This is a genomic window from Variovorax sp. 01T439_2 (assembly GCF_056398445.1).
On record NZ_JBFTPJ010001016.1, the window covers coordinates 1 to 2,026 of the forward strand.

Annotated in this window: 2 protein-coding genes; both read right to left on the bottom strand. The window is 70.8% G+C overall.

All coding sequences use genetic code 11. From position 1 onward, the window contains the following. Positions 1-1,554 (bottom strand): xanthine dehydrogenase family protein molybdopterin-binding subunit (locus AC1DOC_RS31230; RefSeq protein WP_478131283.1); only part of this gene is annotated, 1,554 nt, incomplete at its 3' end. Between the two features lie 13 nt (positions 1,555-1,567). Continuing rightward, on the bottom strand, positions 1,568-2,026 hold a 459-nt coding region (locus AC1DOC_RS31235), incomplete at its 5' end, for a (2Fe-2S)-binding protein (RefSeq protein ID WP_478131284.1).

A 2,026-nucleotide genomic window follows, 5' to 3' on the forward strand; every position in this document is an offset into this window, starting at 1 on the left:
GGCATCGATGCCGTTCTTCACCTGGAAGGGCTCGAACACGGAACCGGCGGTGATCGACTGGCCCACGATGACGTGGTCCCAGGCCAGCACCTTGCCGCGCTCGTCGAAGCCGATGCGCGCCCGGTGCAGGTGCATGGGGCGGTAGTAGCCGCCCTTGATGTCGTCCTCGCGGCTCCACAGCAGGCGCACCGGCGCATTCAGGCCCGCGGCGCGCGCGGCCTTGGCGATCTCGCAGGCCTCCACGATCACGTCGCTGGTGCTCACGAAGCGCCGGCCGAAGCCGCCGCCCGCCATCTGCACGTTCACGCGCACCTGCTCGGGCTTGAGGCCGAGCGCGCGTGCCGCCGCGGCACCGTCGAGTCCCGCGCACTGGGTGCCGACCCACAGCTCGGCGCTGTCGCCCGACAGCTTGACGGTGCAGTTCAGCGGCTCCATCGGCGCATGGGCGAGGTAGGGGAACACGAACTCGGCTTCCAGCTGCCGCGGCGCCTTCGCCAACGGCGCCATGTCGGCGTCGAACTTGCGCGCGCCGGGTTGCTTGGCCAGTTCGCGGTACTGGACCAGTTGCCTGCCGCTGTCGACCTTTTCGACGGCGGCCGTATCCCACTGCAGCTTGAGCGCATCGCGGCCCAGCTTGGCCGGCCAGTAGCCGTCGGCCACCACGGCCACGCCCTCGGCGCCGCGGTCCAGCGGCACGCGCAGCACGGCCTTCACGCCCTTGACGGCGCGCGCGGCGCTGTCGTCCACCGAAGCCAGGCGCGCGCCGAACACCGGCGGATGCGCCACCACGGCCGTGAGCTGGCCGGCATGCTTGACGTCGATGCCGTAGTCCTGCCGGCCGCTGCTCTTGGCGCGCGCATCCAGCCGCGTGGTCGGTCGGCCGATGAGCTTGAAGTCCTTGGGGTCCTTCAGACTGACCTTCTCGGGCACCGGCAGCGCCATGGCGGCTTCGGCCAGTTCGCCGTAGCCCAGCTTGCGGCCGTTCGGGCCCAGCACGGTGCCGGCCTGCGTGCGCAGCGTGGCCACGTCGACGTTCCAGCGCGCCGCGGCGGCCGACAGCAGCATGGCGCGGGCGCGCGCGCCGAGCTCGCGGTACTGCGTGAAGCTGTTCTTGATCGAGTTGGAGCCGCCGGTCAGGTGCATGCCGAAGACCGGGTCGTGGTAGGCGGCGTCATTGGTGCCGCTCTTGCTGCGCACCAGGCTCCAGTCGGCATCGAGCTCCTCGGCCAGGATCATCGGCAGGCCGGTCTGCACCCCCTGGCCGAATTCGAGGCGGTTGTGGGTCACGGTGACTTCGCCGTTGGGCGCGATCTGCACGAAGGCCGAGGGCTGCTGCGTCGGCTTGAGCGTGCTGGCCGCCGCTTGCTTGCCGGTGGCCTGCGCCATGGCCATGTGGGGAARGGCGCCAAGCGCGAGGCCGCCGGCGCCGGCCAGCTTGAGGAAGCTGCGGCGCGGCAGCGCGGTGGTGTCCTCGGGTTGTGATTGGCTTGCTTCGGCCATCAGGCGCTGAAGGATGCGCGGCAGTTCGGTGGAATCGATGTGAGTGGGCAACATGGCGGATGCTCCTTCAGGCCAGGGATTTGGCGGCATCGGCCACCGCGGCGCGGATGCGGGCGTAGGTGCCGCAGCGGCAGATGTTGCCGGCCATGGCGGCATCGATCTCGGCCGCCGTGGGCTGCTTGCCCCGGGGCTGCGACTTGAGGAACGCCGTGGCGCTCATGATCTGGCCGCTCTGGCAGTAGCCGCACTGCGCCACGTCGTGCTTGACCCACGCGGTATGCACCGCGGCACCGACCGGGTCGCTGCCGTCCGTTGCGGCCTCGATGGTGACGATCTTCTTGCCCTCTGCGGCCGAGATGGGCGTGATGCACGAGCGGATGGCCTGGCCGTCCAGGTGCACCGTGCAGGCGCCGCACAGCGCCGCGCCGCAGCCGAACTTGGTGCCGGTCATGCCCAGCGTGTCACGCAGGGCCCAGAGGATGGGAGTGCCGGGATCGGCGTCGACCGTGTGGTCGCGGCCGTTGAC